We start from the raw sequence: 26,502 nt of genomic DNA on the forward strand, positions 1-26,502 counted from the left end.
TCAATTATTTCACCGAGCCAACCGCATTAAACGGCGTGATTGTAACCAATGTGTCGTATGAAGCCAGAATGCAGCCTGAAAAATGGGCAAACGCATTATTAAAAGAAGGTCAATACAAAGACTTACACAAAAATACCAGCACCAAAACCGTTACTTTAATGAAAACCAGCGACGGTTGGCGCGATGTGCGTGAATTACATCGTTAATTTTATAGTGAATTCAATTTAAACCAGTACCGCGTTGCCAGCTCCCTTATGTACTATGTGTACACGGCGGTCGCTGTCGCCTTGTCCTGATTTAAATTGAATCCACTATATTTACTATATTTTCAGGCAGCCTGAATCACACAGGCTGCCTATTTATTTGTATAATCAAAAAATTAAATAAAAATTGCGAGAAAAATCATGATAAATCAACTCACTTTAATCGGCGTGGGCTTAATTGGCGGCTCGTTCGCTTTGGATTTAAAGCAGCGCGGCTTGGTGAATACGGTGGTTGGCGTGGACGTGAACGCGCAAAATCTGCGCGACGCGCTCGCATTGGGCGTGATAGACCACGCCCACACCGAAATCAACGCGGCAAGCGTGGGCGCGGCGGATTTGGTGTTGATTGCCACACCCGTGTCCACGCTGCCTGAAATTTGCGCCGCTTTGACCGCCTATTTGTCGCCGCGCACCATCATCAGCGATGTGGGCAGCACCAAACAATCCGCACTCAACGCCTTTCGCACCCATTTGCCACAACATTTTGCCTATTGCGTGGCGGCGCACCCGATTGCGGGTTCGGAAAAAAGCGGCGCGGTGGCGGCATATACAGGTTTGTTTAAACAGAAAAAAGTCATACTCTGCCCCCACGAACAACAAGATTCAGGCAGCCTGAAAAAAGTGGAAACCCTGTGGCAAGCCATAGGCGCGGAAGTCCACGACATGAATGTGGCGGAACATGACGCGATTTTCGCCGCCGTATCGCATTTGCCCCATTTATTTGCCTTTGCCTACGTCCACCAAATGCTGGACAACCCAAAGGGGACGGAATATTTGAAATTTGCGGGTTCGGGCTTTCGTGATTTTACCCGAATTGCAGGCAGCCACCCGCAAATGTGGACAGATATTGTGTTAGAAAATAGAGATATGTTATTGAAATTATTGAGTGAGCATTTGGCACAACTCGCCTATTTGCAAACCTGTTTACACAATCAAGACGTGGAAAAATTGTATCAATATTTCGCCGAAGCCAAGCAATTACGCGAAACATGGGGACAATCGCATTAATCCTGTTATTTAATTACACGGTATTTGCGATTTTATTGCACCAAATCAAAGAAAGTTGCCGAAAACATGAATTTCTCTGTTTTCGGCAACTTTTTTATTTTATAATATCACAAATTTTTGTATATTTATAAAATTTTATGCTATAAAATTATTTTTATTTGTAAAATTCAATAATTTTGTAATCAAACTACACAATATTATAATAAATAAATTCCACATTTCATTAAACTACTTTTCAAAGTCCAAAAACCTTGTTAAACTGCACAAAAATGTAGTTAAGACCAATAAACTTGTAATTAAACTACAAAACCAATATTTTTTTATTCAACTCACTACTTTTTTATCTCAAATATAACAGGAGCAAATCATGAGCGATTTAAACGCTTTATTCCAACATATTCAGCAGCGCGATCCCAATCAACCTGAATTCCACCAAGCAGTAGAAGAAGTGTTTGGCAGCCTGCAACCTTTCTTGGCAAAAAACCCCAAATACACCCAAATAGGCTTGTTGGAGCGCATTGTTGAACCCGAGCGCGTGATTATGTTCCGCGTGTCTTGGGTGGACGATAAAGGTCAAGTGCAAGTAAATCGTGGCTACCGCGTGCAAATGAATTCGGCAATTGGTCCATACAAAGGCGGTTTGCGTTTCCACCCAACCGTGAATTTGGGCGTGTTGAAATTTTTGGCATTTGAACAAGTATTCAAAAACGCTTTGACCACTTTGCCTATGGGCGGCGGTAAAGGCGGCTCGGACTTTGACCCGAAAGGCAAATCTGATGGCGAAGTTATGCGTTTCTGCCAAGCCTTTATGAGCGAATTGTATCGCCACATCGGCGCAGACACAGACGTACCTGCTGGCGACATTGGTGTGGGTGGTCGTGAAATTGGTTTCTTGTATGGTCAATACAAAAAATTGTCTAATGAATTCACATCTGTATTGACAGGCAAAGGTTTGGTGTATGGTGGCAGCCTGATTCGCCCTGAAGCAACAGGTTATGGCACAGTTTATTTCGCCGACAGCATGTTGAAAACCAAAGGCGACAACATGGCTGGCAAACGCGTAACTATTTCAGGCAGCGGCAATGTGGCACAATATGCGGCAGAAAAATCCATTCAATTGGGCGCAAAAGTATTAACTGTGTCTGATTCTAATGGTTTTGTGAAATTCGCCGACAGCGGCATGAACGAAGCGCAATTAGCAGCATTGATTGAATTGAAAGAAGTACGCCGTGAGCGTTTGGCTGTGTATGCCAAAGAGCAAGGTTTGGAATACTTTGAAGGCAAACGTCCTTGGAGCGTGGCATGTGATGTGGCATTGCCTTGCGCGACCCAAAACGAATTGGACGAAAACGATGCGAAAACTTTGTTGGCAAACGGCGTGAAATGCGTGGCAGAAGGCGCAAATATGCCTTCAACAGCAGGCGCGGTGGAAGCATTTATCAAAGCACAAATCTTGTACGCACCTGGTAAAGCGTCTAACGCAGGCGGCGTGGCAACGTCTGGTTTGGAAATGAGCCAAAATGCGATTCGTTTGTCTTGGTCTCGTGAAGAAGTGGACACACGTTTGTTCAACATCATGGCAGATATTCACGAAAACTGTGTGGCAAATGGCACAGAAAATGGTTTCACCAACTATGTAAACGGTGCAAATATCGCTGGCTTCAAGAAAGTGGCAGACGCGATGTTGGCGCAAGGCGTGGTGTAATCGCGTAAATTGAAATTCAGGCAGCCTGAAAGGTTTTCAGGCTGCCTGTTATTTTGGTTTCAAATTTCAGTACACGATAATTTTTACAAACGCCTAAAAGGTAGGGGCGTACCACGCACCAAATCATTCATTCAAATTACTGGATAATTCGGTGCGTGATACGCACCCTACATGAGTTTTGTCGTGTACTGAAGTTTCAAATAAAAAAGGGCAGAAATCAATCCGCCCTATTCTATTCACAGATTGCCCAATTTTCAGGCAGCCTGAAATTAAATTTTAAACAAACCCGCACCAAACGCGTGTGGACCAATATGCGCCGCCACCACAGGGCTAATCGGGTAAGATGGCAAATCGGTTAAGCCACATTGTTCCGCCAATACCCTTTGTAAACTGCGGTGCAATTCCGCGCTGCTCGTGCCTGAATACAGCGTGAACACATGGTAATGGTCGGAATAAGTCAAATCATTAATACGGTCGGCGATGGCTTGCATAACGCGGTTGGTGGAAAAAATTTTCTCTGCTACTTCGGCTTCACCTTGGCGATTTACATGAATTAAAGGTTTGATATTTAAAAAGTTTGCCAACAAACCAGATGCTCTAGACAAACGTCCATTATTGACCAAATAAGTCAAATTATCTACACCAAAATACACTTGTTGATACACGCGCAAGTGTTCCAAATGTTGCAAGGTTTTTTTCATGCTCCAGCCTTTGGCAAAACATTTTTCTGCTTCCAAAGCCATCAAGCCTTCGGTAAACGTGCCTGTGCGTGTGTCAAATACATGAATTTTCATCTGATTTTGCAATAGTGGAATAATATTGCGCACATGTTCACAGGTTTTACTCAAAGCCGAAGACATGCCAATAAACAAAACTTCTTCATAACCTTCATCCATCAAACCAAGAAAAAATTTGCGTAAATTCAATTGACTGGGTGGTGAAGTACTTGCCAACTCATTTGGATGAGACAGCAGCCAACGTTGGAAAGTCTCGCAATCCATGCTTTCGCCATCAATAAATGTGTCTGCACCCGTGCGAATATTCAATCGTAAAATACGCACACCATGCGCTTCTGGATGATAGTCCAGACCTGAAGTGGACATTGCTACGACAATACGCTTGTTTTGTTGGGATTGGGAAGTCATTACTTTACTCAAGTTTGCATAAAATAGTTAAATTATATCGTTTTTGACTGTATTTTCCAAATCTGTTTTCAGGCTGCCTGAAGATTTTTGTATTAAATTTTAATTAATTAATGGTATGCTGAAATCAATGCACACCACAGCCCATCATTTATTGCCCAATCTTGCCCCAAAAATGGTTTAAAAACTTGTTTTCCAAATATATAAATGTTAAGGTTATCAACCAAGACGCTGCATAAATCAAGTATGCACCCAGCTTCACAGGATTTTAAATGACACACGACCTTTTTCACACACCACCCACACCGCCACTTGCGGAACGCTTGCGCCCACAAAAATTACAAGATGTTGTAGGACAACAACATTTAATCGGCGAAGGGCAAGCTCTTGCGGTGGCAATCGCCAGCCAAACGCCGCACTCCATGATTTTGTGGGGTGAGACAGGCGTGGGTAAAACCACGTTGGCGCGTATCATCGCCAATAGTTTTGACGCGCAATTTATTCCGCTCTCTGCCGTGTTTTCGGGGGTGAAAGATATTCGGGAAGCGGTGTTGAAAGCAGAAATCGCATGGCAACAAGGTAAACAAACCATTGTTTTTGTTGATGAAGTCCACCGTTTCAATAAGGCGCAACAAGACGCGTTTTTGCCCCATGTGGAAAGCGGTTTAATTACCTTTATTGGCGCGACTACCGAAAATCCATCTTTTGAAGTGAACGCGGCTTTGTTGAGCCGAGCGAGTGTTTATACGCTTAAACCTTTGACGGAAAACGAGTTAGCCGAATTATGTGAACGCATTTTCAGGCTGCCTGATTATCAGGGCATTACGCTAGAAGCCACCGCCCAAACGCTGATTATCCAAGCCGCAGACGGCGATGCGCGGCGATTATTGAATTTGCTGGAACAGGTGTTGAACGCCAGCAAAGCATTGGCATTGCCCAATATCAGCCATGCGTTTGCCGCGCAAACTTTAGGTTCGCAAACACAACAACGCTTTGATAAAAATGGGGAACAATTTTTCAACCAAATTTCCGCATTACACAAATCCGTGCGCGGCTCGCACCCCAACGCCGCTTTGTATTGGCTGTGCCGTATGCTGGAAGGCGGCGCAGACCCGCGCTATTTATCGCGACGCATTGTCCGCATGGCTTGGGAAGACATTGGTTTGGCAGACCCACGCGCTTTGCAAATCGCCAATGACGCTGCCGCCACTTATGAGCGACTGGGTTCGCCCGAAGGCGAATTGGCGTTGGCACAAGCGGTGTTGTATTTAGCCACCGCCGCCAAATCCAATGCGGGCTATGTTGCCTACAATCAAATGCGCCAATTTGTGCGCGAACACGGCAGCGCGGAAGTGCCACTCCATCTGCGCAATGCGCCAACTGAATTGATGGTGGAATTAGGCTACGGGCGTGCTTACCGCTACGCCCACGATGAACCCCATGCCTACGCGGCTGGCGAAACCTATATGCCCGATGATTTACCAGAACCCAATTTTTATCAACCCACCGAGCGCGGTTTGGAACAAAAAATTGCGGAAAAATTGGCGTGGTTACGCAGTTTAGATGAAGCGGCGGAATAAAATTCAGGCAGCCTGAAAACATTTTCAGGCTGCCTGAAAAAATCACAACGCCTTAAACGCGTCCACAAACACTTCCGCGCGATGAGCATAACCCTTAAACATATCAAAACTCGCACACGCAGGACTTAACAACACAATCTCGCCCGACTGCGCCGCCGCAAACGCCTGTTGCACCGCTTGCGGCAAAGTGTCGCAAAACACCAAATCCACGCCACAGCCGTCCAAATCACGCGCAATTTTTGGCGCGTCCACGCCAATCAAAAACACCGCGCCCGCCTTGTCGCGCAACACATCGCGCAAAGGCGTGAAATCCTGCCCCTTGCCCATGCCGCCCGCAATCAGCCAAATTTTTTCGCGCAAACCCGCAATCGCCGCCACCGTTGCGCCCACATTCGTGCCTTTACTGTCGTCAATAAAAATCACGCCGTCTTTCTCACCCACTTTTTCCACGCGGTGCGGCAAACCTTTGAATGTTTTCACATTTTCCAATAAAACTTCACGCGCCAAACCAATGCTTTCACACAAAGCCAATGCCGCCAACACATTCGCCGTATTGTGGCTGCCCTGCAAAGGAATATCATGTTCCTGCATTAAATCAACGCCTTCACATTTCAGGCTGCCTGAAACCGTGTCCAAATAATAATTTGTTGATCTATTTAATGAAAAATATTTTACCGTCCGATGTTCACGTTTCATCGCGCTGCAAAACACATCGTCCGCATTCAACACCTGCACCGTTTTTCCATTGAAAATCATGTCTTTGGCGCGCGCATAATCCAACAAATCATCGTATCTATCCAAATGGTCTTCCGACACATTCAAACACGCCGCCGCGTCCGCATTCAAATCATCTGTGGTTTCCAATTGAAAACTGGACAATTCCAACACCCACACGTCCGCCGCCTTACCGCCACGTGCCAACCATGCTTCCAACACAGGTGTGCCGATATTGCCCGCCACCACCGTGTCCAAACCTGCGCGTTCACATAAATGCCCCACCAAACTCGTGGTAGTCGTTTTGCCATTACTGCCCGTGATGGCGATGATTTTATCCGATTGATTTTTCAGAATATCCGCCAAAATCGCCACATCGCCGACCACTTTGCCGCCGCGTTCTTCAAATGCACGGATTTCAGGCAGCCTGCGCGTAATCCCCGGACTTAATACCAGCACATCATAGCCCAGCAAAGCGTCTTTCAGGCTGCCTGAAAAAATGGGAAATTGGGGGAATTTATCTTTTAAATCAGCGCATTGATTATCCGAAACATTCGCGTCATAAGCCGCCGCGTCCACGCCAATATGCGCACAATACGCCAACACCGACACGCCCGTGCCGCCCAATCCTGCCACCAATACTTTTTTGTTTTGTAACATAATTTTGTCCGCTTATTTAAAAAACACAATCAACTGTTTATTTTTGAAAACTCTTGAATTCATACGAAATCACACCCGTTTCGCTGGGCAATTCATCTTCTTCAGGCAACACATTTTGTGTGGGTTGTGTGCTTTCAGGCTGCCTGAAAATCGGTTCACGCTCAATTGGCGGATTATCCGATGGTTCTAAATCCAATTTTTCCAATTTCAATTCGCTCACAGGCTCAATTTTCACCGCTTCAACAGGTTTCGGAATAGACAAATCCATGTTTGCGGTCGGGTCGGCAAAATCAGGCGGCGGTGCATGAATATTCTGTGCCACCGTGCTGGCAAAATCATTGGCAGGCAAAGGGTTAGCGTCTGCCACGCTCCAATCGTTGCCTGTTTGTTTCAAATACGCGCCCTGCCCTATTTGCGGATATTCCGTGTTGATGTTTGCCGAGTCGCTCACCGAAATAATCTGCGCCAACACGCGCCGCGATTTCGCCAAACGCACCATTTCACTCTGCCACGATGCACCTACCACAGGCACATCTATTACCATTTCCCCTTGCGGTTCAAGGGCTTGAGCCAAAGAAATCGGAATGCCCACCGCACTCGCCACAGGCTCTTTTTCATCGTCCAAAAACAGCGACACACTCACCGCCACCGCATTCACCGTTAATAAACCATTGTTTTCCAATGCAATCTTAATACGCGGCTGACTATTGTAATACGCAAATTCGCCTGCCTTAATCCGCACATCATCGCCCACCCGCCCCACTTCATTACCGAAACTGCGCTCAATCGGCAAAGCACGTTTTTCGGGCAATTTAATTGTTTGGTCAAATTTGGAAAAATCCAAATCATTGTTTTTATTAAAATTATTTTTTTGAATACCCGATGCGCTGCGTTCCGCTTCCGAAATAAAATTGTAACCAAAATAAGCCGTTACCAAAAAAAGCAGCAGAAAAATGCCCAATACAGTGATTTTAAAATTAGATTTAGGGTTGAAATCGTCCGCCATTGCCAATCCAATCGTGAATGAATATGTGGAGAAAACAGCATTTTAGCAAATGGGGCAATTTTCAGGCAGCCTGAAAAAGGAAAAAGTAAGTGAAGGTGGGTTTTTAGAGATTTTTGGATAAACTATATTTTCATAATCAATTGGTTAGATAACAACAACTCACACCAAAGGATAGGCAATTTCCCGAAAAATGCGCTTAATCGGTTCGCGGTCGGTGGGTTGGCGAATGATGTGGCGACCGTGTTCATCGTCTATCAAATCGCCGTACACGCCGCTCAAAGCGCAAGCGCGATTCCAGTCTTCTGCGTGGGTGTCGCGGTAATCCAAACACACGTTTTGGGTGCGCGCCAATTGTTGCATAAACACTTGCAGGCTGCGTCCATTGCCTTCGGCGAATGGGTGTAAGTGGTTGGCTTTGATGAAAATTTCGGTTAATTTTTTGACTTTATCATCAAAAGATAAATCGGTTTGCGTCCGAAATTCAGCAATCTCTTGCGCCAATTTTGTCCAGCCCGACTGAATTTTGTCAGGCGAAGCAAACACGGAAATCTGCCCATTCGCCATGTATTTATTCAAATGCACGGTGCGAATTTTGCCCGCCCAATCATACATATCCTGAAATAAATGTTGATGAATGGCTTGCAAATGCGACAAATCATAGCTTTGCCATTTATCCAAAATATGCTCGGTCAGCATTTCCGCCATACGCCGCGAAGTGAACGCGTATTCAATCAAATCCACTTCTTGTTGATTATTCAAATGAAATTTATTGTATGGCACACCATTTTCATCGCGGTATGGGTTTACCTTGTCCATGTCCGTGTTTCCACAAAACCGACCAAACTGCGGTGCTGCTCAATATACAGCCGCATTTCGTCAATCGCCTGTGCATTGGACACGCGCCCCGACAGCACGGCTAAATCAATTTTCTGTGTTTGTTCAGTGGGTTGAAAGCTCTCCAGCGCGAAAATTGCATCGCGTTGGGCATAAAAATGATGTGTATTCATGGCGTTTTTCTTCTTAAAAGCGGGCATGATTATAATGGTTTTGCCCTACATTTTTTAACGCAATGCAGACAAAATTTGGCAATGCGCTGATTTTTGAGTGAATTCAAATTGCAAAAAATTGGCGCAATTTTGCCACATTTTTTTATTTTAAATAAAATCAAAAGTTTGATTATTTTTAATAAAATTCAAATGGTTAGATTTAAGAGATTGAAAATTCAGGCAGCCTGAATGCGATAGAACAAAAATAAAAGTTTGCCTACGGCGTGCGCTCTATCGCCGCGCGGCGACTTACTTTTTGGAAAAGTAAGCCAAACAAAAAAACAATTTAAATTCAAATGGTTTGAAATTTTCAGGCTGCCTGAATTATTTTATGTTTTATTTTTGTGAATGAAATGGTTGGGATTTTGTATTTGGTTTACTTGAAAAATAAGGCGTAGGGTGCGTACCACGCACCCTACATAAATTGTGCCGTGTATGGTAAGGCAGCCTGAAAACAAAAAGGGCGGATAAATCCATCCGCCCTCTAACTCACTCATTTACATACTCATACCAGCCCACTTCATCAAATAAACGCACAATATCCAAACCCTCACGCGCATCCACAATCCGCACGATTGAGCCATTTCGCGCCGCCAACGCGGTTTTGATTTCGGGCGTGGGCAAATCCAATGCTACCATATGACTCACAAATGGCTGCTGCTGCGGATTGTCCGACACGCGCATCACATTGCTCAATTGTTCGGCAAAACCTGCGAGCAAATGGTCGCGGTGAACAACCGCGTGTATGCCCGCCGCCGCCATCGCCAATAATGCCGACAACGCCGTCTCCAACGAACCGCCGTAAATCCACACATGGCGTGGACTGCGCCACGTCATTTTGTGTTGATAGCCGCGACACGCTGGCAAACTGGCTTCCGCCAAACGCAGCGTATGCAAACGCACTTGCGCCGCCTGCCCCGCCAAACGCACCCGCGCATCGTGTTCAAAATGGCATTGGGCAATCAAAGTTTCCACCGTTTGCACAGATTTTTCATTGGCAACGGCTTCGCTACGCAAATGTGGAATGCGCCATGCGCCGTGTCCCAAACTTTGCGCGTAAAAATAGCCCCCCATTTGTGCGCCCGAACCCGAAAAACCACGTCCACCAAACGGTCGGCTGCCTGCGGCTGGCGACAAAATGCTGCTGTTTAGGAAAATATTGGCGGCTTCCATGCGATTGGCGGCGTATTCGCGTATTTCACGAATATGGCTATGCACGGCAAGGCTTAAGGCATAACCTTTGCCGTTGATTTGGTCTATCATGCGCCCCAAATCTTCGCTGCGGTAGCGGTAAATATGCAAAACGGGGGCAAACATATCGTGTTGCAATTGCTCCAAACCTTTGATTTCCACCAAAGTCGGTGGCACAAACAAACCTGTGCCATTGTGGTTTTCAGGCAGCCTTGACTGGTAACAAAAATGCCCCAATGCCGCCATTTTTTGAATATACACACAGGCTTGTTCATAGCTTTCTTCGTCTATCATCGCACCGACATCGCTGGCGAGTTCCATTGGGTTGCCGACAATCAACTCGTCCATCAAACTTTGTAAGCGATGAATGATGGTGTCGGCTAACTCATTGGGTACGCAAACCAATTTGAGCGCATTACCCGTTGTTCCCGTACTCAAAAAGGCAGCCTGAAGAATATCGGCGCACACTTTTTCAGGCTGCACCGATAAATCAGCAATCAATACATTTTGTCCGCCCGTAGATGTGGATAAAGCGGGCAAATCCATGCGTTGCGCCAAAGTATGATTAATCAATTTGGCGGTTTCTGTTTTGCCTGTGAACAACACGCCATTAATGCGGCGGTCGTATGCCAATTCATGCGCTACATCGCCGCCGCCAAGCAATAATTGCGCCGCAGGACAAGGAATTCCCGTGTCGTGCAATAATTTAATCGCCCGATACGCAGTCAAACACGCCTGTTCCGCAGGTTTCACAATCACAATATTGCCCACCGCCAACGCCGCAATCGTCTGCCCCACCAAAGCCGCCAACGGCGAATCCCACGCGCCAATCACCGCTACCGTTCCCAAAGGCGGGCGTTCCGCACAAATCGTTTCTGCCTGCCGCGCATAATAGCGACAGTAATCCACCGTTTGACGCACTTCCGACACCGCCGCAGACAGCGTTTTACCTGTTTCACGCACAATTAACGCCATCAATTCGGGCAACGCCAATTCCAACGCATCCGCGTAAGCATACAAACGCTCTGCTCGTTTTTCGGGCGACACAGACTGCCAACGGCTTTCCACAGCTTTTGCCGCACCCACTGTATTGTGTACAAATCGCTTATTGGTAAACGAAGTCGCGCCCACCACATCGCCATAATCGGCGGGATTTTGCACAAAATGCGGTTCTTCGCTGGGCGTGTTCATCGCCAATAGGGAGACAGCCTGAAAACCGTGTTCCTGCGCCGCATTCATGCGTTCTTGCAAACGCTCTAATACCAAATAATCATTTAAATCCAAACCGATGGCATTCAAACGACCTTCATTCAAAAACAAATAACGCGGCAAATCCACATCGGGATTCGGTGCGCCCTGCGTTTCCAACGCCACGTCCAAAGGACAACGCGCCAAATCCGCCAACGCCACCGCCGAATCCGCCACATCACACACAAATTCCCCCGCCGAACCGTGCGCCTGCAAACGCGCCGCCACATACGGCAACCACGTTTCCATTTCCCCCACAGGCACGGTCAAACGGCAAGCGCGTTCCAATTTTTTGCGCCCCACCACTTGTTCATACAATAAATCGTCTTCGCCAAAGGCAGCCTGAAACTCAAAGGTTTTCGCTTGCCCCATCGCGTGAATCGCCGCCACCAAATACGCGTCATGCGTGGCAAATTGTGGATACATCACTTCCGCTTGTTGCAACAACATCCGCGCACACGCCAAATACGCAATACGCATATAATCACGGCGCGTGTACACAGGATAACCATTCAAACCCAATTGTTGCGCACGGCGGATTTCTTCTTCCCAATCAACGCCTTCAATCAAGCGCACCATCAGCCGCTTTTTGTAACCATACGCCAAAGAATTCAAATATTCCAACACAAAAGGCGCAGATTTATGCTGCGCTTGCACGGTAAAACCCATGCCGTGATAATCCACCAAACGCGGCTCGCTCACCAATTGCTCAAAAATATCCAATGATAATTCAAGGTGTTCCGAATACTCCGAGTCCAAACACAGGGGAATGTGATAATCCTTGCCCAATTGAAATAATTTTTTCAATTTGGGCAATAATTCCGTCATCACCCGCCCTTTTTGCGCGTACTCAAAACGCGGAAACAGAGCCGACAATTTAATCAACAAACCATTCGCCAGCAAAACGCCCACCTTGCCAGCCGCCCGACCCAACGCATACACCGCATTCACATAAGTTTGAAAATTCTGTTCCGCTTCTTCTTGCGTGTGCGCTGATTGGCAAAGCAATTGATATTGCACGGTAAAACCTGATTTTTCCCATTTGCGCGATACTTTAATCGCTTCTTCTAATTTATCATGAAAAACAAGGTGTTCGTGTAATAATTGAATGGATTGTTCCGTGCGTTTTGCCGCCAAACGCAAAGAGGCAGCCTGCGTTTGCACGTCTGCATTGGCGTCAATTTCAATGCTGTTGCGCCGCCAAACCGCCATGTTTTCCAACATAGATTGACTGTATTTCCAATAATCTGCCCAATCCGCTACCGCCAAACGCTCTTGTAAAAATGCCAAGGCAGTCGCTTCATCACGCAAATGTGGCAAAATTTGAATCGCCTGAATAAAGCCCGCCGCCCCCGCATCACGCGTAGAAAATTGGCGCAATAATGCCGCCGCGCCATTGGCTTTATCGGTTTTATGGCGGATTTTTTCGGCTAATTTGAACGCCACCGTTTGAGCCTGTTCACGCTCGGCGGCGGTCAGTGTGCCGCGCTCAAACACATCGGCAACCGCTTGAGCTTCATCGCGGCGACACGCAGACGCAATGGCACGGCGCAGAGAATTTTGCTGGGATTGGGTGAGCTGAAACATGGAGCGTTCCTGTGTAAAATCGGGTGAAAATCGGGGCGAATATTAGCGTAAATTGGGGGGCTTGGCTAACAGAATTTGTGCGATGTGATGGGTTTGCAACACGAAACCGTGTTTGGTTTCAGGCTGCCTTCGCTACCCTACAAAAATGAGACTGCCTAAAAAATAACCATTGCCGTAGGGTGCGCCGTGCGCACCAAGCGATTGAACAATAAAATTTAATGGGGTGCTGTGTTTGGTGCGCACGGCGCACCCTACATATTATTTATCCATACCCAAAGGCAGCCTGAAAAAACAAAACCGCCATTTGAATTTATCAAATAGCGGTTTTATGCAATCAAATGAATTGATTAGCGTTTTTTACCTGTAACGGTTGCCACAGCCAAATTGCTGTTGCGTTTCAAAGCAATGCTTTGTACACCAGCAGGATAAGACAAATCAGTCAAATGCAAGATGTCGCCAGCCACTACTTTTTCGCAGTCCAATTCCAAAGCGGCAGGAATATTTTTTGGGTCAACCAAGCAGTCAGCCACAGTTACCAACAAAGACACGCGACCAGATTGCAATTTCACCGCGTGAGATTTTTCTGCGTTCACGATGTGGATAGGCAATTTGATGCGCACAGGTTGGTTCACATCAATTGCTTGGAAGTCAATGTGGGTTACTTGGCGTTTTACGGGGTGCATTTGGTAATCGCGTACAATCACGTCTTGCTCTTTACCATCAATGCTCAATTTCAACACTTGCGTGAAGAAAGATTCTTTTTGCAATGCGTAGAACATTTCTTTGTGATCTACAGCAATCGCTTTGGTTTCACCCAAACCGTATACCACGGCAGGCACTTTGTTGTCATGACGCAGGCGGCGGCTCGCACCAGTACCTTGCTCTGAACGAATGGTTGCTTGAATAACAGTCATGTTAATTCCTTAAAATAATCAAAGGGTTTATTAAAAAATACATTGCTACCGAGCTGCGACCAACTCTGCAATGCAATAAACAGGCAGCCTGAAACCCTTTCAGGCTGCCTGAAATTCAAAACGGGGTATTTTACAATAAAACTAATGAATTGTGGTGCATTAAATCTTCATTAAAGAGATAAGACACGGATTCTTCATTAGAAATTCGTCTTACCGTTTCCGCCAACAAGCTGGCTAACGATACTTGACGAATGCGCGGACAGGCTTTGGCGGCTTGCGATAATGGAATGGTGTCGGTAATCACCACTTGGTCAATGTCGGAAGTATTCAAACGCTCCACCGCGCCACCCGAAAATACCGCGTGGGTGGCGTAAGCCAAAACACGTTCCGCGCCGCGTTCTTTGAGTGCGGAAGCGGCTTTACACAATGTGTTGGCGGTATCAATCATGTCATCCACCAGCAAACAGGTTTTGCCTTGCACATCGCCGATAATATTCATCACTTCGGCAACATTGGCTTTGGGGCGGCGTTTGTCAATAATCGCCAAATCGCTTCCCAACATTTTCGCCACCGCACGGGCGCGTACCACGCCACCAATATCGGGGCTAACCACCATCAGGTTTTCAATGCGTTGCGACATAATGTCGTGGGTTAAAATCGGGGTAGCGTAAATATTGTCCACAGGAATATTGAAGAAACCTTGAATTTGGTCGGCGTGCAAATCCACCGTTAAAACGCGGTCAATGCCAGCCGCTTCCAACATATTTGCCACCAATTTGGCAGAAATCGGCACACGCGCAGAGCGTGGACGGCGGTCTTGTCGCGCATAACCAAAATAGGGAATGGCGGCGGTAATGCGTCCTGCGGAAGCGCGGCGCAATGCGTCTGCCATTGTCAAAATTTCCATCAGATTGTCATTGGTGGGGGCGCAGGTGGGTTGCAGAATAAACACGTCTCGTCCGCGCACATTTTCCAGTAATTCTACGGCGATTTCGCCATCGGAAAATTTTTTCACAGACGCATTGCCCAGTGTTGTGTCAAGATGTTTGGCGACGCGTTCCGCCATTTCGGGATTGGCATTGCCTGTAAATACCATTAAGCTATCATTAGCCATTTCTTCTTCACCTGATTGATTTGGTTTGGTTTTTAGATTGGGAAACATGGTGTTACCCTTTCGTTTGGGGAGAATAGATTGCCCTTGTGGGGCGGAGGTATTATACAAGATTGAGTTAATTTCTGTGAAGATAAGTACGGTTTCAGGCTGCCTGAAAGTGGGTTTTCTGCTATTATTTCGCGGTTTTTTTGTGAAAGTTAAATTGTGGGTTTCAGACTGCCTTTTGGCTACACGGCAATGGATTGAACCACCAAAATGTAGGTTGCGCCGTGCGCACCAAACTAGGGGCTAATGACAATTTGGGCGCGGAGTTGGTTTTTCAGGCAAAATTGTCAAATTCAAGGAAAAAATGTGAGCCAATGCCGCCCATTGGCGAATATTTTTGACGCAGAAGTTGGCGATTTTGACGAAAAAACAACCGCGAAACGAATTGTCATTAGCCCCTAGCGGTCATCATATTTTAATAGTATTGTGAATTTGCTAGGCAAGGCGCACCCTACATTTATTTTGCTGCATCACTTTCAGGCAGCCTGAAAACGCATTCCCCCTTTTAATATTTATTATCAAAATTAGGTTTTAGGAAGAAAACACCAATGGATAAATTAAAAATCACAGGCAACGGTCAATTAAACGGCGAAATCATCGTATCAGGCGCAAAAAATGCGGCTTTACCTTTGATGTGTGCGGGTTTGTTGGCAAATGGCACTTTGCGTTTGAAAAATGTTCCCATGCTGGCAGACGTTAAAACCACGCAAAAATTGCTGCAAGGCATGGGCGCACGCGTGATGACCGACAACATCAGCGAATTTGAAATCAATGGCAGCACTTTGAACAATACTTGTGCGCCCTACGATTTGGTGCGCACCATGCGCGCGTCCATTCTCGTTTTGGGCCCGACTTTGGCGCGATTTGGTCAGGCGGAAGTGAGTTTACCAGGGGGGTGCGCGATTGGTGCGCGTCCCGTAGACCAGCATTTGAAAGGCTTGGAAGCGATGGGCGCGGAAATCGTGATTGAACACGGTTATGTGAAAGCCAAAGCCCCCAACGGCAAATTAAAAGGTGCGCGTGTCGTGATGGACGTGGTAACGGTGGGCGGCACGGAAAACCTGCTGATGGCGGCAACTTTGGCGCAAGGCACAACCGTGTTGGAAAACTGCGCGGTGGAACCCGAAGTGGTGGATTTGGCGGAATGCTTGGTGAAAATGGGCGCAAACATTCAAGGCATTGGCACGCAAACCATGACCATTGAAGGCGTGGACGAATTGCATGGCGCGGAACACAGCGTTGTCCCCGACCGCATTGAAGCGGGTACATTCTTGTGCGCGGTGGCGATGACGGGCGGAAAAGTGGTGTTGCGTAACGCTGCGCCCAAAACGATGGACGTGGTGTTGGACAAATTGGTGGAAGCAGGTGCCATCATTGAAGCTGGTGATGACTGGATTAGCATTGATATGCAGCAACGCCCTAAAGCCGTGAACATTCGTACCGCCGAACACCCAGCTTTCCCCACCGATATGCAAGCACAATTCATGGCGATGAACGCGGTAGCAGAAGGCACGAGCAAAGTTACCGAAACCATTTTTGAAAACCGCTTTATGCACGTCCCCGAGCTGAACCGCATGGGCGCGAACATTTCCGCCGAAGGCAACACGGCTTTGGTACAAGGCGTGGAAAAGTTATCAGGCGCAACCGTGATGGCAACCGATTTACGTGCATCCGCCAGTTTGGTAATGGCTGGTTTGGTGGCAGATGGCGAAACCATTGTTGAACAAATTTACCATCTTGACCGTGGCTACGAGCATATTGAGAAAAAACTCGGTGGCGTGGGCGCGAAAATTGAGCGCATTCACGGCTAAATTGAATGTTCAGGCTGCCTGAATGTGTAAGGTGCGCCGTGCGCACCAAATGGCTGGAATCATTGAAATATTGCGGTGGGTTTGGTACGCACGGCGCACCCTACTGTTATTTTTACCGCGTATTATCAGGCAGCCTGAAAACCCATTTCATCATATTTAAGGAAATAAAATCATGAGTTTAATTATTGAAGATTTGATTGTTGGCACGGGCGCGGAAGCCGTCAAAGGCAAAGACATCAGCGTCCACTACACAGGTTGGCTGACCGATGGCACGAAATTTGACAGCAGCCTTGACCGCCGCCAACCGTTCACCATCACATTGGGCGCGGGCGAAGTGATTCAAGGCTGGGACGAAGGTTTCGGCGGCATGAAAGTGGGCGGCAAACGCAAATTAACCATTCCACCCGAAATGGGCTACGGCAGCCGCGCGGTGGGCGGCGGTTTGATTCCTGCCAATTCTACTTTGGTGTTTGAAGTAGAATTATTATATGTGTATGAATAATCATCATAAATAATTAAATCAGGCAGCCTGAAAATTGTTCAGGCTGCCTGAATACTTTGATGAGACACCAAAATGTAAACAAAATTTAACGCCCAAACCCCACCCGAAACCGCTATAATCAAACCCATTACTCATCATTACAATAGTTTCCCCATCATGAACACGCCCCTGCTAGACAACATCAATTCCCCCAAAGACTTACGCGAACTCCCCTTGGAAAAATTGCCCCAACTCGCCGCAGAATTACGCGAATTTTTATTAGACAGCGTGGGCAAAACAGGCGGACATTTCGCCAGCAATTTGGGCGTGATTGAACTCACCATCGCCCTGCATTATGTGTACGACACCCCCCACGACCATTTGGTGTGGGACGTGGGACACCAATCCTATCCCCACAAAATCTTAACAGGTCGCAAAAACCGCATGAATACCATCCGCCAATACGGTGGCTTGGCAGGTTTCCCCAAACGCAGTGAAAGTGAATACGATGATTTCGGCGTGGGGCATTCGTCCACATCTATTGGCGCGGCTTTGGGCATGGCAGTGGCGGATAAATTATCGGGCAACACGGCGCGTAGCGTGGCGATTATCGGCGATGGTGCCATGACCGCAGGACAAGCCTTTGAAGCCCTAAACTGCGCGGGCGATATGGACGCGAATTTACTCGTCATTTTAAATGACAATGAAATGTCCATTTCGCCCAATGTAGGCGCGTTGCCCAAATATTTAGCCAGCCATGTGTTGAGCGATATGCGCGGCGTGTTACACGAATTAAAACACCAATCCGCCAGAGTGTTGGACAGATTGCCCAGCATGAAAGAAATCGCCGAAAAAGCCGAAAATAAATTCAAAGCCATCGCCCACGAAGGCGAACACATTAAACAATCTTTGTCGTTATTTGAAAATTTTGGTTTTGATTACACGGGCGCGGTTGATGGACACGATGTGATTCAACTGGTTGAATTATTAAGAGAATTACGCCAACGCAAAGGTGCACAATTGCTCCACATCATCACGAAAAAAGGCAATGGCTACAAACTCGCCGAAAATGACCCCGTGAAATACCACGCCATCGGCAAAACACCAGCCGCCGAAACTTCAGGCAGCCTGAAAACCCCAGTCGCCCCCCCCCCAACATACACCCAAGTCTTTGGCAAATGGTTGTGCGACCAAGCCGCCGCCGATTCGCGTTTAGTTGCCATCACCCCCGCCATGCGCGAAGGCAGCGGTTTGGTGGAATTTGAGCAACAATTCCCTACCCGCTATTTTGACGTGGGCATTGCCGAACAACACGCGGTTACGTTTGCCGCAGGTTTGGCGTGTCAGGGCGCGAAACCTGTGGTGGCGATTTACTCCACTTTCTTGCAACGCGGCTACGACCAATTATTACACGATGTCGCGCTGCAAAATTTGCCCGTGCTGTTTGCCATTGACCGTGCAGGCATTGTCGGTGCTGATGGCCCAACCCATGCAGGCGCGTACGATTTAAGTTTCCTGCGTTGCGTACCGAATATGGTGATTGCTGCCCCATCTGATGAAAACGAATGTCGCCTTTTATTATCAACGTGTTACCAATTAGACCAGCCTACCGCCGTGCGTTATCCACGCGGTTCGGGTTGTGGCGCGGAAATTTCAGGCAGCCTGCAAACCGTGCCAGTCGGCAAAGGCGTGATTCGCAAACAGGGCGAGAAAATCGCCATCATTGGCTTTGGCAGCATGGTTCAGGCTGCCTTGACGGTGGCAGAAACGGTGAATGCGACTGTAGCCGATATGCGTTTTGTGAAACCATTGGATATTGATTTAATTGTAGAATTAGCCCAATCCCACGATTACCTTGTCTGCGTGGAAGAAAACGCGCAAGCGGGCGGCGCAGGCAGCGCGGTTTTGGAAACACTCGCCGAACACGGCTGCCTGAAACCCACTTTACTGTGCGCCATTCCCGACATCGTTACCGAACACGGCGACAGCGCGAAAATCTTGGACGATTTGGGATTAAGCGCAGAAAAATTATTGGCAAAAATTCAAGCATTTGTGAAATAAAAATATTCAGGCTGCCTTGAGCTTTCAGGCAGCTTTTCGGTACACGACAAAATTGCGGGTGGCGTAGGCTGGTGGTAAGTGTCGCCCCAAGCGACACGCCCCCCAGCAACCCCAAAGAGGGTGGAGCTGGGTGCATTCCGCTACACTTCATTTACCCCAGCCTACGAAAAAATGTCGTGTACTGCAAGGCAGCCTGAAAATAATTTCCTATTCAAAATCAATATGAAACACATCTACATCGGCACAGGTGCTTACAGCGACACGGATTTATTGGGAACCCTGTATCCACACGGCACGAAAAGCGGCGATTTTCTGCACCATTACGCGCAACATTATGATTGTGTTGAGATTAACAGCACATTCCACGCGCCGATTGGACAAAAAGCCCTGCTCGGCATGTTGGACAAAGCCGCAGGGCGATTGAAATTTTCCTTGAAATTGCACCAAGATTTCAGCCACCAACGCACCGCCACCGCCGAACAAGCCCACGCTTTTTTACAAGCGGTTCAGCCACTTGGCGAAAATTTGGCGCATTTGTTTGTGCAATTTCCGCACAGTTTTGAGCGCACGCCAGCCAATCGGCGTTATTTGGGCGAATTGTGCGCGTGGTTTGAGGGCTATCCTTTGGTACTGGAATTTCGTTCGCCAACTTGGCACGTTGAGCCAGTTTTCGCGCATTTTCAGGCTGCCAAGTCTTTGATTTGGTGCAATTTAGACAATCCGACCCATATTGGTTTGCCCAACACGCCCTTTTGGACAAATGCGCGTACCGCCTATTTTCGCCTGCACGGTCGCAACCCAAATTGGTGGCAAGCCCAATCCGCCAGCCAACGCCATGACTACCGCTACACCGACAGCGAATTGAAAACTTTGGCAGAAATGCTGTTCAGACAGCGTGATGATTTTGATGAACTGTTTATCTATTTCCAAAACACCACGCAAAGCCATTCGTTTTACAATATTCCTGTTTTGAAGGGGTATTTGGCGGAATGGGGGTTTTCTGTCAAAACGCCAAATATTGAGATGGAAAGGCAGGGGAGTTTGTTTTAACGACGTTCATCTGCTTGTTGCATTAAAACACGATGTTCCGCCAAATAACGTTTACGTTCATCATTCAGCAAAACAGCGTCCAATTTAATGTGTTGCCAATATTGCCAAACATCATCGGATAATCTTTTTGATTTCAACATATTGCCATTGTCATCAAATGAGATATATTTCAAATCAAACAAACTGTCCAAAGTCCGACTTAATAATAAGCCATTATTCGGGTCATAGGCTTCATTATCGTTGGATTGAATAAATGGCTTAATATGGCTGGCAACCAAAACAGGATAAGATAATTTTTCCAACATACATTTCACGCCACCATAATATTCTTCGCACTCTTCTTGTAATTGATTTTTATACAAACGGTGCAAATAAGGGTCTCTTTTGCGTGCGGTTGAACCATCTAATCGTCCAAAAATACGCTCGGCATCTTCGGCAAAATACAAATCGTTATTTACTCGTTTCAAGTCGTCTAATTTTGCCAATAAATTCCACAAATGACCAATTTGATTGTATTTTCTTTCAATAAAGCCTGATTGAATGCCTTGTTGTAAATAAGCATCCAATTCTGCTTTGCTTAAATGGTCATTGGGATAGTTGTCTAAATCCACCAACATTAAGGCTGAAATTTCGGATTTATTTAATTTGCCTTCTGGGTGTTCCACCAAAGTTTTAATCAAAAAATTCATTTGGCGAATATCTGATGGACTAGTTACTGAACTTTGAAATGATGAGCTGGTATAAACTATTTTAGAAAGCAAAGTATCTCGTTTTTTGTTCGTTTTTGCCTTCAAATATTCTTTGGATAAGTCATGATATGAAGTTAAAAATGGTTTAATAAAACCCAATTTAACCATTTGATTAATTGCTTTTCTAGCAGATTCTTCATCTAATTCATGACCTGTATCATCAGATTGCAATTCAATCGCATTTTGTATTTTCTTTTGTAAATCGTAGTAATATTTGAATTTTTTACACAATTTTCTCTTTTCAGAAATAGTAGTACTAGAAATAATATTATTTTCATAATTAGGATTACTTTCCTTAATACTATCAATAAATTGAATACAAATTTCCAACGCTTTTAGGAATTTTGTATCATGAAAATTAGTATATGCTAATGTAAGTTTCCAATACTTTTCATAAATCTGCATTTAAATATTCTCCACCAAAAACAAAATTTCCTTATGATTTTGTTTATTTTCTTTGCCTGTTACTTTGTAAATATGTGGCGTTTCCAAAATTTGCACTTTTCGCCCATTTTCAGCCAACATTTGTGCCAATTCTTCACGATTGGGTTGTGAAACATTATTGTAGCTGAACAACCAATAACGAAATGGCTTTAAATATTCCACCAATTTCTTAAACAAATCAATCGCCTGTTTTTTATCCATAAAATGATTGTCAAATGGCTTGGCAATAGATGATGAAATATAACTGTCCAATAAACCATAAAAACCAAAATAATTATTCATCGTCCCTGTATAAGGCGGGTCAAGATAAACCGCATCGGCTTGAATATTGTTTAAAACTTCAAAAACATCTTGATTGAGTGCCTGATGTTGTTTGCCATTATTAAACACGGCTTGATTATAAGCCCTTAAATTTTCACGAAAATGAAATTCAAATGATTGATTGTGATAAGCCCTACGGCGACCATATTTGGCATAACTGTATTCTTCATCACGGAGTTGCTTTACTTTTTCCCAAGGAATGGTAAAGCGAGAATAAGGCATTTTTCTAATCATTGCTCGGCGAATTAGGGCAAAAGCCAGAGCTTTTTTATACGGATTGTCTAATTTTTCAATATTTTGACGATACAAATCCAGTTCCTGACATTCTTGTTCAAAGAAAAAAACATCAGAATAATGCTCGGTCATAAACCCATTTTTCAGGCTGCCTGAAAAAATCAAATCCACATCGTCATCATTTAAAATCACATCATTGTTTTCAATTAAAGCAAGGGCAAGCTGATGATTGATTTGTAAAATGTCATTAGCAATGACAGATAAGCCACGCTTTTTGGCTTCGTACGAAAACGAACAGCCACCACTAAACACATCGGCAACGGTTTGAACATCGGCAGGTAATTGGTCGCAAATCCACGATGCAATTTTTTCTTTATTGCCGATATAATTGATTTTTGGGTATTTTGGTTTATTCATTTTCGTTCATTTTTAAAATACATTCGGCAATCACTTTTGCCAATAACGGGGGGACGGCATTGCCAACTTGTTGTTGCTGGGCGATTTTTGTGCCACAAAATACAAAATCGTCAGGAAATGATTGTAGTGCTGCCAACTCTCGCACAGTCAAAGCACGATTTTGCTCATAATGAAACACTTTTCGCATATCACCTGTAATACATACTGCTGGCTTGTTGCTGTCATAACGAATGTATTTTCGCACATCGCCCGATGTGGGTCGCAAATTTTTGGGAATATCGCCCCTGTCGCCCCCATTTTTAACAAATGCCATTTTTTCAAGCATTTGGGGCGTATGGTTCATTGCTGCGTGATTGGGAAGTTGAGGGCAACTTTCACCAGCCAATAATTTTGGAAAATGACCAATTGCCTCAAAAACCGTTTTACAGGCTACCTTCAATGGTTTTGGAAAAATAATATTGCCTTGATTTTTCCGTCCAATAAATACCACACGACTGCGATTTTGCGGAACACCAAAATCAACAGCATTCAAAACTTGACATTCTACTTGATACCCAATATATTGAAAATATTCAATAATTTCTTGTCTGGTTTTTCCAGACTTGTGCGTGTAAAGCCTTGCCACATTTTCCATCACAAAAAATTTTGGCTTGGTTAATTTAACCACTCGCACAAATTCTTTGAATAAATGATTGCGTGGGTCATCAGCAAAAGTCCGCCCAATATTTCCTGCCATAGAAAAACCTTGGCACGGCGGTCCTCCAATCACAACATCTGCTTTTTGCCCTTTCAATTCATCAAGTAAATCATCATCACTTAATTTGGTTAAATCTTTTTGTAAAACAGTATGATGTGGGAAATTATGACAATAAGTTTCACAATAACTGGGCTCAATTTCTACCGAAAGAATTTGCTGAAAACCAGCTTGCTCAAAGCCTAAAGACAGTCCACCCGCCCCTGAAAATAAATCTATATAATTTAATGGCATAAACTTTTCAATTCAAATACAACAAGGCTACCTAAAAAGCCTTTCACAACTTTTCAGGCAGCCTGAATTTTCAAATCAAATTAAATCAACGATTTAACCCAACCCTCAACACTCGCCAACGCCCCAGCCAGTTTCGCCACGTCCGAACCACCAGCCTGTGCCAAATCAGGACGACCGCCACCTTTGCCGCCCACTTGTTCCGCGACAAATTTCACCAAATCGCCTGCTTTTACCTTTTGTGTCAAAGGTTTGGATACGCCCGCGCACAATGCCACTTTGTCATCGTTCGCGCTTGCCAGCAACACGACAATATTGTCGCCTTTGCCCGTCAAATCGCCCACGATGTCGCGCAATGCACCTGCATCCGCGTCAATTTGCGCCACCACCAAACGTGCTGTGCCCAAATCTTGCGCTTTGTCCAGCAATTTCGCGCCTGCGTGTACCGCCAATTCGGTTTTGGCTGCCTGTAAAGATTTTTCCAAATCTTTCAAGGTTTTGGCATTGGCTTGGATTTTGCTCAACACGTCTTTCTCGCCTTGTGCTTTCACTTCGGCATAAATGTTTTTCAGCAAAACTTCTTGATTTTGCACAAATTCCACCGCTTTCATGCCTGTAATGGCTTCAACACGGCGCACGCCTGCCGCAATGCCGCTTTCGCTGATGATTTTGAACAAGCCGATTTCGCCCGTCCGTGCAACATGCGTGCCGCCACACAATTCGGTGGAAAATTCGTCCATCATCACCACGCGCACAAATTCGCCATATTTTTCGCCAAACAACATCATTGCGCCTGTTTTTTGTGCGTCTTCCAACGACATGGTTTCCACTTTCACAGGCACGTTTTGCATAATGGCAAAATTGACTTTTCTTTCAACTTCAATGATTTGCTCTGCGGTCATCGCTTGGTTGTGTGAAATGTCAAAGCGCGTTAAATCGGCATTTTGCAAAGAACCTTTTTGTTCAACATGATTGCCCAACACTTCGCGCAAAGCTTGGTGCATTAAGTGGGTAACGCTGTGATTTTTCGTGATTTGTTCACGAATGGCGTTGTTCACTTGTGCGGTAATGGTGTCGCCCACTTTCAGGCTGCCTGAAACCAATGTGCCAATGTGTCCAAACACGCTGGCTTTGATTTTTTGGGTATCTTTAACTTCAAATTGCACATTATTGGCAATTAAATTGCCCACATCGCCCACTTGACCGCCACTTTCGGCATAAAATGGCGTTTTGTCCAACACGATGATGCCGTTTTCGCCATCGCGCAATTCGTTCACGCTTTCGTTGTCTTTGAAAATCGCCAAAACGGTGGCTTGTCCTTCGCGTTCGGTGTAGCCTGTGAATTGGGTTTCCGCGCCATCGTAGTGCAACTGCACGTTGGCTTTGAAGTTTTGGGCGGCACGGGCGCGGGCGCGTTGGGCTTCCATTTCGCGGTTGAAACCGTCTTCGTCCATTTCAATGTCGCGTTCGCGGCAAATATCGGCTGTTAAATCATAGGGAAAGCCGTAGGTATCGTACAATTTAAAGATAATTTCGCCGTCCAAACGTTTCAGGCTGCCTGAAAGCGTGTTTTCCAACAAACCCATGCCTTTTTCCAATGTTTCGCCAAAACGGGTTTCTTCGCCACGCAAAGCGTCCATGATTTGCGTTTGTTTTTCGCGCAATTCGGGGTAGGCATCGCCCATTTCTTGAACCAAATCAGGGACAAGTTTGTAGAAAAACGGCTGTTTTTGACCCAATTTGTAACCGTGTCGCACGGCACGGCGAATGATGCGGCGCAACACATAGCCACGCCCTTCATTGCTGGGCAACACGCCATCGGCAATCAAAAATGAGCAAGAGCGAATGTGGTCGGCAATCACTTTCAGGCTGGGTACGTCCATGCTGAATGGGGTGTGGGTTTCACGCGCCACTGCTTTGAGCAAATTTTTAAATAAATCAATCTCATAATTGCTGTGAACGTGTTGCAACACCGCCGCCATGCGCTCCAAGCCCATGCCTGTGTCCACGCTGGGTTTGGGCAAGGGGTGCATATTGCCCTGTTCATCGCGGTTGAATTGCATGAACACATTGTTCCAAATTTCAATGTAGCGGTCGCCATCTTCTTCCGCGCTACCGGGTACGCCGCCCCAAATGTGTTCGCCATGGTCGTAGAAAATTTCGGTGCAAGGACCGCAAGGACCTGTGTCGCCCATTTGCCAGAAATTGTCTGATGCGTAGCGACCGCCTTTGTTGTCGCCAATTCTGATGATTTTTTCGGCAGGCAAGCCGATTTCATTGTGCCAAATGTTGTAGGCTTCATCGTCTTCGGCATACACGGTGGCGAGCAATTTTTCTTTGGGCAGATTCAACCATTCGGGCGAAGTGAGAAATTCCCAAGCAAAATGAATGGCTTGTTGTTTAAAATAATCGCCAAACGAGAAATTGCCCAACATTTCAAAAAAGGTGTGGTGGCGCGCGGTGTAGCCCACGTTTTCCAAATCGTTGTGTTTGCCGCCTGCGCGTACGCATTTTTGGGCGGTGGTGGCGCGGTTGTAATCGCGTTTGTCAAAGCCGAGAAACACGTCTTTAAATTGGTTCATGCCTGCGTTGGTAAACAGCAAGGTGGGGTCATCGTGCGGCACAAGGCTGGACGATGAAACGATTTGGTGTCCTTTGGATTCAAAAAATTGCAGGAATTTTTGGCGGAGTTCATTGGTGTTCATATTATTTTGGTTTCGTTAATT

General features: G+C 45.9%; 19 protein-coding genes and 1 pseudogene. 8 read left to right on the top strand and 12 right to left on the bottom strand.

The annotated features are described in order from the left end of the window. The 3 genes and pseudogenes from Q338_RS14755 to gdhA form a co-directional block, all read left to right on the top strand. A pseudogene (locus Q338_RS14755) lies at positions 1-206 on the top strand (hypothetical protein); the annotation flags it as partial. A gap of 198 nt (positions 207-404) precedes the next feature. Beyond that, complete coding sequence (locus Q338_RS03675; protein ID WP_034292073.1) at positions 405-1,271, top strand: prephenate dehydrogenase; 867 nt, start codon at positions 405-407, stop codon at positions 1,269-1,271. A gap of 367 nt (positions 1,272-1,638) precedes the next feature. Next, entirely contained in the window at positions 1,639-2,976 is a 1,338-nt protein-coding gene (gdhA, locus tag Q338_RS03680) for an NADP-specific glutamate dehydrogenase (RefSeq protein WP_034292074.1), read from the top strand. Between the two features lie 269 nt (positions 2,977-3,245). Here gdhA and Q338_RS03685 read toward each other — a convergent pair whose 3' ends face one another. Next, on the bottom strand, positions 3,246-4,121 hold the full coding sequence (locus tag Q338_RS03685; protein WP_034292076.1) for a DegV family protein: 876 nt from the start codon (positions 4,119-4,121) through the stop codon (positions 3,246-3,248). A 269-nt stretch (positions 4,122-4,390) separates the two neighbouring features. Between Q338_RS03685 and Q338_RS03690 the strand changes: the two genes are divergently transcribed. Then, complete coding sequence (locus Q338_RS03690) at positions 4,391-5,698, top strand: replication-associated recombination protein A (protein WP_034292079.1); 1,308 nt, start codon at positions 4,391-4,393, stop codon at positions 5,696-5,698. A 42-nt stretch (positions 5,699-5,740) separates the two neighbouring features. Here Q338_RS03690 and murD read toward each other — a convergent pair whose 3' ends face one another. The 7 genes from murD to Q338_RS03725 all read right to left on the bottom strand — a co-directional run bounded on the left by murD (position 5,741) and on the right by Q338_RS03725 (position 15,178). Continuing rightward, positions 5,741-7,075, bottom strand: coding sequence for a UDP-N-acetylmuramoyl-L-alanine--D-glutamate ligase (gene murD, locus Q338_RS03695; protein WP_169815842.1), 1,335 nt, complete (start codon positions 7,073-7,075; stop codon positions 5,741-5,743). Positions 7,076-7,109: 34 nt separating this feature from the next. Then, a complete protein-coding gene (locus Q338_RS03700; RefSeq protein ID WP_034292083.1) occupies positions 7,110-8,078 on the bottom strand; it encodes a hypothetical protein in 969 nt (322 codons plus the stop codon). A gap of 159 nt (positions 8,079-8,237) precedes the next feature. Next, complete coding sequence (locus tag Q338_RS03705) at positions 8,238-8,894, bottom strand: Fic/DOC family protein (RefSeq protein ID WP_034292084.1); 657 nt, start codon at positions 8,892-8,894, stop codon at positions 8,238-8,240. Further along, on the bottom strand, positions 8,882-9,085 hold the full coding sequence (locus tag Q338_RS03710) for a hypothetical protein (protein WP_034292086.1): 204 nt from the start codon (positions 9,083-9,085) through the stop codon (positions 8,882-8,884). The genes Q338_RS03705 and Q338_RS03710 overlap by 13 nt, the downstream gene beginning before the upstream one ends. Positions 9,086-9,613: 528 nt before the next feature. Continuing rightward, positions 9,614-13,150, bottom strand: a complete 3,537-nt coding sequence (gene putA / locus Q338_RS03715; RefSeq protein ID WP_051968469.1) for a bifunctional proline dehydrogenase/L-glutamate gamma-semialdehyde dehydrogenase PutA — start codon at positions 13,148-13,150, stop codon at positions 9,614-9,616. Between the two features lie 347 nt (positions 13,151-13,497). Then, the gene (locus Q338_RS03720) at positions 13,498-14,064 is read right to left on the bottom strand and encodes a 50S ribosomal protein L25/general stress protein Ctc (RefSeq protein WP_034292089.1); all 567 of its coding nucleotides are present in this window, start codon (positions 14,062-14,064) and stop codon (positions 13,498-13,500) included. Between the two features lie 130 nt (positions 14,065-14,194). Further along, entirely contained in the window at positions 14,195-15,178 is a 984-nt protein-coding gene (locus Q338_RS03725; RefSeq protein WP_147293695.1) for a ribose-phosphate pyrophosphokinase, read from the bottom strand. A gap of 593 nt (positions 15,179-15,771) precedes the next feature. Here Q338_RS03725 and murA point away from each other — a divergent pair. The 4 genes from murA to Q338_RS03745 all read left to right on the top strand — a co-directional run bounded on the left by murA (position 15,772) and on the right by Q338_RS03745 (position 20,626). Beyond that, positions 15,772-17,034 carry a UDP-N-acetylglucosamine 1-carboxyvinyltransferase gene (gene murA / locus Q338_RS03730; protein WP_034292094.1) on the top strand — a complete coding sequence of 421 codons (1,263 nt, stop codon included), beginning with the start codon at positions 15,772-15,774 and terminating at the stop codon, positions 17,032-17,034. A 169-nt stretch (positions 17,035-17,203) separates the two neighbouring features. Next, on the top strand, positions 17,204-17,536 hold the full coding sequence (locus tag Q338_RS03735) for an FKBP-type peptidyl-prolyl cis-trans isomerase (RefSeq protein ID WP_172540021.1): 333 nt from the start codon (positions 17,204-17,206) through the stop codon (positions 17,534-17,536). A 153-nt stretch (positions 17,537-17,689) separates the two neighbouring features. Continuing rightward, on the top strand, positions 17,690-19,576 hold the full coding sequence (dxs, locus tag Q338_RS03740) for a 1-deoxy-D-xylulose-5-phosphate synthase (RefSeq protein ID WP_115723639.1): 1,887 nt from the start codon (positions 17,690-17,692) through the stop codon (positions 19,574-19,576). A gap of 78 nt (positions 19,577-19,654) precedes the next feature. Then, positions 19,655-20,626, top strand: a complete 972-nt coding sequence (locus tag Q338_RS03745) for a DUF72 domain-containing protein (protein WP_211249422.1) — start codon at positions 19,655-19,657, stop codon at positions 20,624-20,626. Here Q338_RS03745 and Q338_RS15110 read toward each other — a convergent pair. The 4 genes from Q338_RS15110 to alaS all read right to left on the bottom strand — a co-directional run bounded on the left by Q338_RS15110 (position 20,623) and on the right by alaS (position 26,481). Then, positions 20,623-21,315, bottom strand: a complete 693-nt coding sequence (locus tag Q338_RS15110; RefSeq protein ID WP_244773139.1) for an HNH endonuclease — start codon at positions 21,313-21,315, stop codon at positions 20,623-20,625. The genes Q338_RS03745 and Q338_RS15110 overlap by 4 nt on opposite strands. A gap of 465 nt (positions 21,316-21,780) precedes the next feature. Continuing rightward, complete coding sequence (locus Q338_RS03755; protein ID WP_034292106.1) at positions 21,781-22,791, bottom strand: DNA adenine methylase; 1,011 nt, start codon at positions 22,789-22,791, stop codon at positions 21,781-21,783. Continuing rightward, positions 22,784-23,779 (bottom strand): DNA cytosine methyltransferase, encoded by a 996-nt coding sequence (locus tag Q338_RS03760; protein ID WP_034292109.1) that lies wholly within the window; start codon positions 23,777-23,779, stop codon positions 22,784-22,786. Before Q338_RS03760 ends, Q338_RS03755 begins: the two co-directional genes overlap by 8 nt. Positions 23,780-23,859: 80 nt before the next feature. Next, positions 23,860-26,481, bottom strand: coding sequence for an alanine--tRNA ligase (alaS, locus tag Q338_RS03765; protein ID WP_034292111.1), 2,622 nt, complete (start codon positions 26,479-26,481; stop codon positions 23,860-23,862). Positions 26,482-26,502 lie beyond the last annotated feature (21 nt).

Source organism: Alysiella crassa DSM 2578 (assembly GCF_000745955.1).
Taxonomy (GTDB): domain Bacteria; phylum Pseudomonadota; class Gammaproteobacteria; order Burkholderiales; family Neisseriaceae; genus Simonsiella; species Simonsiella crassa.